Annotated in this window: 8 protein-coding genes; 7 read left to right on the forward strand and 1 reads right to left on the reverse strand. The window is 29.6% G+C overall.

Annotated elements, in window-relative coordinates; all coding sequences use genetic code 11:
• Positions 1–174 precede the first annotated feature (174 nt).
• Complete coding sequence (locus ABY863_RS11860) at positions 175–531, forward strand: MmcQ/YjbR family DNA-binding protein (protein ID WP_372795098.1); 357 nt, start codon at positions 175–177, stop codon at positions 529–531.
• Between the two features lie 36 nt (positions 532–567).
• Here the strand turns inward: ABY863_RS11860 and ABY863_RS11865 are convergent, their stop codons facing one another.
• Positions 568–1,410 carry an AraC family transcriptional regulator gene (locus ABY863_RS11865; protein WP_372795100.1) on the reverse strand — a complete coding sequence of 281 codons (843 nt, stop codon included), beginning with the start codon at positions 1,408–1,410 and terminating at the stop codon, positions 568–570.
• A gap of 667 nt (positions 1,411–2,077) precedes the next feature.
• On the opposite strand from ABY863_RS11865, the gene ABY863_RS11870 reads away from it, so the two are divergent.
• The 6 genes from ABY863_RS11870 to ABY863_RS11895 all read left to right on the forward strand — a co-directional run.
• Complete coding sequence (locus ABY863_RS11870; RefSeq protein WP_372795102.1) at positions 2,078–3,661, forward strand: aldehyde dehydrogenase (NADP(+)); 1,584 nt, start codon at positions 2,078–2,080, stop codon at positions 3,659–3,661.
• A 76-nt stretch (positions 3,662–3,737) separates the two neighbouring features.
• On the forward strand, positions 3,738–4,208 hold the full coding sequence (locus tag ABY863_RS11875; RefSeq protein ID WP_372795104.1) for a MarR family winged helix-turn-helix transcriptional regulator: 471 nt from the start codon (positions 3,738–3,740) through the stop codon (positions 4,206–4,208).
• 240 nt (positions 4,209–4,448) lie between these two features.
• On the forward strand, positions 4,449–4,643 hold the full coding sequence (gene rpsU / locus ABY863_RS11880; RefSeq protein ID WP_372795106.1) for a 30S ribosomal protein S21: 195 nt from the start codon (positions 4,449–4,451) through the stop codon (positions 4,641–4,643).
• A gap of 1 nt (position 4,644) precedes the next feature.
• Entirely contained in the window at positions 4,645–5,094 is a 450-nt protein-coding gene (locus tag ABY863_RS11885) for a GNAT family N-acetyltransferase (protein WP_372795108.1), read from the forward strand.
• Between the two features lie 5 nt (positions 5,095–5,099).
• Positions 5,100–6,503, forward strand: coding sequence for a sodium:solute symporter (locus tag ABY863_RS11890; RefSeq protein ID WP_372795110.1), 1,404 nt, complete (start codon positions 5,100–5,102; stop codon positions 6,501–6,503).
• 17 nt (positions 6,504–6,520) lie between these two features.
• Positions 6,521–7,354 (forward strand): amidohydrolase (locus ABY863_RS11895; RefSeq protein ID WP_372795112.1); only part of this gene is annotated, 834 nt, incomplete at its 3' end.

Genomic DNA, 7,354 nt, shown 5'->3' on the forward strand with positions numbered 1-7,354 from the left:
TTGGAGTAAATTATTTAGAACAATTAAAAATTAATGCGAAACCTTTTATTGAAAATGGATTGTTAGAAATTCAGCAGAATTCTTTATCAAGTAATATATTGGTTGCCACTAAAAAAGGCAAGTTTTTAGCCGATGGTATTGTGAGTGATTTATTTATAATTTAAATTTTCAAAGATGAATATTGAAGAATTTAGAGATTATTGTTTATCAAAAAAATATGTGACTGAGTGCTTCCCATTCGATAATGTCACATTAGTGTTTAAAGTTGCAAATAAAATGTTTGCATTATCGGGTTTAGAAAACCAACCTGCAACCGTAAATTTAAAATGCGATCCTGAAAGAGCTATTGAATTAAGAGAGGAGTATAGCGATATTATTGAAGGGTTTCATATGAACAAAAAACTTTGGAATACCATTACTATAGAAAGTGGTTTATCAAATGATTTAATAAAAGAATTGATAGATCATTCGTATGATTTGGTGGTAAAAGGAATGACTAAAAAACTACAAAAAGAATTGGGGTTTTTGTAAATGTAAATTTTAAAAAAACTATAGTCTATTCACAATTTAATGTTTCTTACGATAATCAGAAGGAGTAATTCCTTTTATGGATTTGAATTTTCTATTAAAGTTTGCTAAATTATTAAAACCAGATTTGTATGAGATCTCAGTTATGTTTAAATCATTATTTTTTGTCAATAATTTACATGCATTTCCAATCCGTATATCAATTAAAAAATTCACAAAAGTCTTATTTGTTCTTTGTTTAAAGTACCTACAAAAAGCATTTGGGGTCATATTGGCAATATCAGAAACTTGTGCTAAACTTATGTCATTATGATAATTATTCATGGTATATTGAAAAATATCACTCATGCGTTTTCCTTCATTGCCTGCATATTTTTTTAAATTAATAAGCGATGATAATGATTGTTTTTCAGCATCAGAAATCAATCTCATTATTTCTAAAAAGGAAGTAAATTGATCGTATTTTGAAACATTCTTAATTTTAGATAATAATGTATAAAGACTTTTCTTATTAGACTGTATTATAAGTCCTAAACCAACTTCATTAAAAAAATCTTGAGTATGTTCAAATTCAGGTAAATTAAAAAAACCTTCACCATAAGAATTTTTTGAAAAAAATAATGAAACCATTTCAGTTTCAGCTTCAATAGAAGCATCTCTTTTAAAAATATGAGGTAAATCTTCACCAATTACAAAAACATCATTTTTTTTAAATTCACCCACACAATCACCAATAATATAAGTGCCTTCGCCTTCAGCAATTAAACTAATTTGAATTTCTTTATGTTGGTGTAATTTTTCATAAAAATTCTCTCCTTTATAATGTTGTACATATAAAGTAACGTTTTCTGGCTTTGGAATTTTAAATGGTAAAACTTTCATTCAATTAAAATGTATATATTAATCTAATAATACACAAAAATACAAATAACAAGGTAAAATAATACTATTAATTCTTAGAAAACATAAAAATAACATTAGATATTTTTTTTGATTTAAAAAATGAATATTATTAGAATATAATGTTAGGGTGTAATCTGAGCAGTTACCACTAAATTTGGTAATTTTTACAATTAATAATAAAGCGTAATAAGAGGCAGGTGTTAATGGAATTATTCTTGGTAGAACAACTTTGTGAAGCAAGTACTTTTTTAACCATAACAGTGGCTGTATATAAATTGCCAAAACATGTGAAATATATCAGGCAATCACTATTTATAGTTCGTTTTTACGGTTGCTAGAGTTAGATATATACACTAAATTAGTGCAAAATATAAAATGAGTAGAAGTGGTAACTTGTATTGGAACTAAAAATGTGAGAGAGCTCCATTTGCCTTTAATTAGTTAAGTAAGAAAACAGACGTTGGCTCTTATTTAAAAATTGATTAAAAGCAAAACCAATAGCACTAGATTGAAATAATTTATAGTTTATAAATGAGGGTGTTACCGCAAGTGGTCACGCTTTTCGTTTAATCTTTTTACCATGTAAAAAGGATATCACTTCAATCGCTAACACAAAATAAATAGAACAAAAAACAAATAACTTAAAATGATTTCAGGGAAAAATTATATAGGAAATGTATTGTCATCATTAGGGAATATTACTTATAAAACATTCAATCCACAAACCAATCTCGAGAATGAGGTTATTTATACAGAAGCTTCACCTATTGAAATTCAAACAGCAGTAGAATTAGCGGCAAAAGCTTTTAAAACTTTTAAAACAGTTTCAGGAGTCAAAAAAAGTGATTTTTTAAACGAAATTGCAAATGAAATTGAAAACTTAGGTGACGAATTAATTAAAACATATTGTTTAGAAACAGGTTTACCAGAAGCTAGAGCAATAGGGGAAAGAGGAAGAACTATTTTTCAGCTACGTTCATTTGCCAATTTGGTAAAAGAGGGTTCTTGGGTTGAAGCAACTATTGATACCGCACAGCCAAATAGAGAACCCATTCCAAAAGTTGATATTCGTAAAATGTATATTCCGCTTGGACCCGTAGTTGTTTTTGGTGCAAGCAATTTCCCTTTAGCGTATTCAACCGCTGGTGGTGATACCGCTGCTGCTTTTGCAGCTGGTTGCCCAGTTATTGTAAAATCACATCCAATGCATGCTGGTACGGGAGAATTGGTTGCTTCAGCAATTATAAATGCAGCATTCACAGCAGAAATGCCAAATGGTGTATTTTCAAATTTAAACAGCAGTGGAATTGAAGTTGGTCAACTATTAGTTAAACATCCAGAAGTAAAAGCAGTTGGATTTACAGGTAGTATTCGTGGAGGTAGAGCTTTGTATGATTTGGCTTCTAAACGGTCAGAACCAATTCCGGTTTTTGCAGAAATGGGAAGTGTAAATCCTGTAGTTTTATTGCCAAAAGCAGCAAAAAATAAAGGAACTGAATGGGCAAAAAAATATGCAAATTCTATAACGCTTGGATCTGGGCAATTTTGTACAAATCCAGGCTTAATTTTAGGAATTAAAGGAGTTAATTTAGCTAATTTTATTCAAGTTTTATCTGAAGAAATCGTAAAAATAGAACCAACTTGTATGTTACACCCAAATATAATTGGAGCTTATGAAAGTAACAAGGCAAAAATGCTGGAACAAAAAGGGTTGGAAACTACTGCTTCAATAAATAATGAAGTTTCAAAAAATTATGGTCGTCAAATTGTGACCACAGTTGAAGGTGTTACTTTTTTAGAAAATGTTAATTTGCATCAAGAAGTTTTTGGACCATTTTCTATGATTGTTCAATGTGAGAATGTAGATCAGTTAGAAGAAATTATTTCAAAATTAGAAGGGCAATTAACAGGAACTATTTTAGCTGAAAACACTGAATTAGCAACCCATTCAAATATAATTAACTCACTTCAAAATAGAGTTGGTAGAATTATTTTTAATGGAGTTCCAACAGGTGTTGAAGTTTGTGCTGCAATGGTTCACGGAGGACCTTATCCTGCTTCAACCGATAGTAGATTTACAGCAGTAGGAATTAATTCCATTAAGCGTTGGGTGAGACCATTTAGTTTTCAGAGTTGGCCAAATGAGTTATTGCCAAACGAATTAAAAAATGAAAATCCGTTAAAAATTTTACGTTTAGTTGATGGAGAACAAACAGCAAAGTCAATATAATTAATAATTTATGGAAAAACTTCCATCAATATTTTAGCTTTTAAAACAACTAATAAATTTTATGTAATTTTGGAAAATGACTTTTATTGATATTTTAATAAAATTGAGGAAAATAGTTAGATCTATTAATTTAGAAAGTAAACGAGTTGAGAAAGAACAAGGTGTAAGTATTCCTCAATTATTATGTTTACAATATTTGGCCGAACAAAATGAATACAAAACAAATGCCTCAAAACTCAAAACATTTTTAAATTTAAATGCCAGTACAATTACTGGTATTATAAGTAGGTTAGAAAAAAAAGGACTAGTGGCTAAGCTTCCAAATGCAACAGATAAAAGAATTACCTTAATTTCATTAACAACAGGAGGCTTGGAATTATTACAAAATGCACCTATTACATTTCAGCAAAAATTAAGTGAAAAACTACAAGCACTTCCACCTGAAAAAATTAAAACTATTATAGAAGGGATTGATCTTTTAACACAACTTATGGATGTTGATGAAATTGATGCTTCTCCAATTATTACCTCAGAAGAATTTCTTTAGGAATCTGAAAATACGGTTGATTTTTTAGTATTATTTTATTGACTATTTTTAATCTTTAGCAATTTAAAAGTTTTTATAGAAAGTATTGACATATATAATCTTTTTCCTCAAAAATCACTAATAAATAGTTTGAAATGTATAATGATTACTTATTAATGGAATTATTATAATTAATTTTAAAATAGTTTCTATAGAAACTATTTCGTATTTTAGCAGAAATATAAAATAATTAAAATATATATGTTAATAATACCAATAAAAGAAGGTGAAAATATTGATAGAGCTTTAAAACGTTATAAGAGAAAAGTAAGAAACACAAAGCTGTTAAATAATTTAAGAGAGAATAAACACTTCACAAAAAAATCTGTAAAAAAAAGAAAACAATTAGGGAAAGCTTCATATAAACAACATTTACAAGATCAAGAAAACCAATAAAATGGATAATTTTAAAATTTATAACAAGGCATTTAAACCAACTGAACAAGAAAAGGAGGAAGTTGTAGCATTTTTGTTTCAGCATCTACAAGAATATGGAGATAAAACAGAAGATATTAGCAAATGTTTTGATTTTGCGGTAAAGGATTCTAAAGAAGGACTTGGCGGATTTGTACTGATTCTTCATGAAAATGGCGAAATTAATGGAATCACAATTGTTAATAAAACAGGAATGGGAGGTTATATTCCTGATAACATACTTGTTTATATTGCTGTTCACGAAAATTCGAGAGGTAAAGGTTTTGGTAAAAAACTAATGAATAAAGCCATTGAATTAGCTGATGGAGATATAGCATTGCACGTAGAACCGAACAATCCGGCAAAACACTTATATGAAAAATTAGGCTTTGAAAATAAATACTTAGAAATGCGACTTAAAAAACAACTCTAAACGCGATGGCTTTTTTAGATATTGTTGTTTTTGCAGTTTATATGATCACAGTATTAGGGATAGGGTTTTATTTTTTTAAAAAAAATGAAACTGTAAAAGACTACTACATTGGTGGTGGTGAAATGAAAAGTTTGCATGTTGGTTTATCTGTTGTTGCAACAGATGTTGGAGGTGGATTTTCTATTGGATTAGGTGGTCTTGGTTTTGTCATGGGAATTTCGGGTTCATGGATGCTATTTACGGGACTTATAGGTGCTTGGTTAAGTGCCGTTTTTTTAATTCCAAAGGTGGTAAAATTAGGTAATTTACACGGCTTTTTAACATTTCCAGAATTTTTAAAACACAGTTACGGAACTACAGTTGCTATGGTTGCTGGTATAATTTCCTTTATTGGATATTTAGGTTTTACTTCATCACAATTTCTTGCAGGTGCAAAATTAGCAGTTGGTACATTTCCTTCACTTGATTTAAATTCAGCTTTATTGATTATGGGTGGTATTGCACTTATTTATACTGTTTTTGGTGGTATGAAAGCTGTTATTTACACAGATACTTTTCAGTGGATAATTTTAATGGTAGGGTTAATATTTATTGGAATTCCTTTTGCGTATAACTATTTAGGAGGTTATCAAGCTATTGTTGAAATACTTCCTCAAAAATATTTTTCTTTACAAAATGTTTCATGGATACAAATAGTAAATTGGTTTGTAATTATAGTTCCTATTTGGTTTGTTGGAATGACACTTTACCAAAGAATATATGCCTGTAAAGATGAAAAAACCGCAAAAAAAGCCTGGTTTATAGCAGGGCTTTTTGAATACCCAATTATGGCATTTATGGGTGTAATTCTTGGCTTATTTGCACGAGTAGCTGCTGCAAAAGGAGTTTTTATTTCTGATGGATTTGAAAGTGAAATTGGAATGGATCCTGAAATGGGTATGCCCTTGCTCTTAAAACATGTATTGCCTGTAGGCCTTATGGGATTGATGTTGTCGGCTTATTTTTCTGCAATAATGTCTACTGCAGATAGTTGTTTGTTGGCTGCATCTGGTAATTTTGTAACAGATATTTTGGGTCTTAAACATCTTAATAAAAATAATATTAGAATTTCTCAAATTGTTACTTTTTTAGTTGGAGGAGTAGCAATAATTATTGCCACTACAATGCAAAGTGTATTAGAGCTAATGCTTTTGTCATATTCCTTTATGGTTTCAGGACTTTTAATACCTGTTTTAGGGATATTATTATCGAAAAAAAGAAAACCTATAGCTGCTTTATCTTCAATGATAATAGGAGGTTCAACTACCTTAATTTTAACATTTATTGGAGTGGAAATTCCATATGGTTTCGATCCAATATTAATTGGGATTTCACTGTCCTTATTAACATATTTAGTCGTTAAAAAATAAACGACAACAAAATTATTATGACAAACATATTAGATGTTGAAGAAATTAATTATTTAACAAATTTTCGAAAAAAACTACATCAATTCCCTGAATTATCAGGTGATGAAAAACAAACAGCGCAAGCCGTTATTGAAGAGTTAAAACGATGTAATCCAACAACTATCATAACAAAACTTGGAGGGCATGGTGTTGCAGCTATTTTTAAGGGTTCTTTAAAAGGAGAGACTATACTCTTTAGGGCAGAATTAGATGCACTACCTATTCAAGAAGATAATACATTTGAACATACATCTAAATACCCAGGAATTTCTCATAAGTGTGGTCACGACGGTCACGCAACTATATTAATAGGCTTGGCAAGAATTTTAAAATTAAATCCAATTTTAAAGGGAGAAGTTATTTTATTATTTCAACCAGCAGAAGAAAATGGAAATGGTGCGAAAGCAGTTTTAGAGGATGAAAAATTTAAATCACTTAAACCCGATTTTGTTTTTTCTTTACATAATGTGCCTGACTATGATAAAGGAACTATTATTATAAAAAATAATTCATTTACTCCTTCAGTTACGAGTTTAAAAATAACTTTAAAAGGAAAAACGGCTCATGCAGCGGAGCCAGAAAACGGAATTAACCCCGATTTAGCTTTGCAAGAAATAATAGTTGCTATTAAAGCTTTAGCTGATAATAATGTAGATAGTGAAACATTTTCGGTAGTTACAACAGTTTATGCTACTTTAGGATCTGAAGATTATGGCATTTCAGCAGATTATGCAGAACTACATTTTACAATAAGATGTTGGACAGCTAAACAATTGAAAAATTTAAAAGAGATTTGCGCTACTTTAATACAA

The organism is Lutibacter sp. (genome assembly GCF_041562875.1).
Lineage (GTDB): Bacteria > Bacteroidota > Bacteroidia > Flavobacteriales > Flavobacteriaceae > Lutibacter.

Excerpts from the sequence above, each read along its gene's own strand:
- ABY863_RS11860 (WP_372795098.1), top strand. The coding sequence starts at position 175 with ATGAATATTGAAGAATTTAGAGATTATTGTTTATCAAAAAAATATGTG.
- ABY863_RS11865 (WP_372795100.1), bottom strand. The coding sequence starts at position 1,410 with ATGAAAGTTTTACCATTTAAAATTCCAAAGCCAGAAAACGTTACTTTA.
- ABY863_RS11870 (WP_372795102.1), top strand. The coding sequence starts at position 2,078 with ATGATTTCAGGGAAAAATTATATAGGAAATGTATTGTCATCATTAGGG.
- ABY863_RS11875 (WP_372795104.1), top strand. The coding sequence starts at position 3,738 with ATGACTTTTATTGATATTTTAATAAAATTGAGGAAAATAGTTAGATCT.
- rpsU (WP_372795106.1), top strand. The coding sequence starts at position 4,449 with ATGTTAATAATACCAATAAAAGAAGGTGAAAATATTGATAGAGCTTTA.
- ABY863_RS11885 (WP_372795108.1), top strand. The coding sequence starts at position 4,645 with ATGGATAATTTTAAAATTTATAACAAGGCATTTAAACCAACTGAACAA.
- ABY863_RS11890 (WP_372795110.1), top strand. The coding sequence starts at position 5,100 with ATGGCTTTTTTAGATATTGTTGTTTTTGCAGTTTATATGATCACAGTA.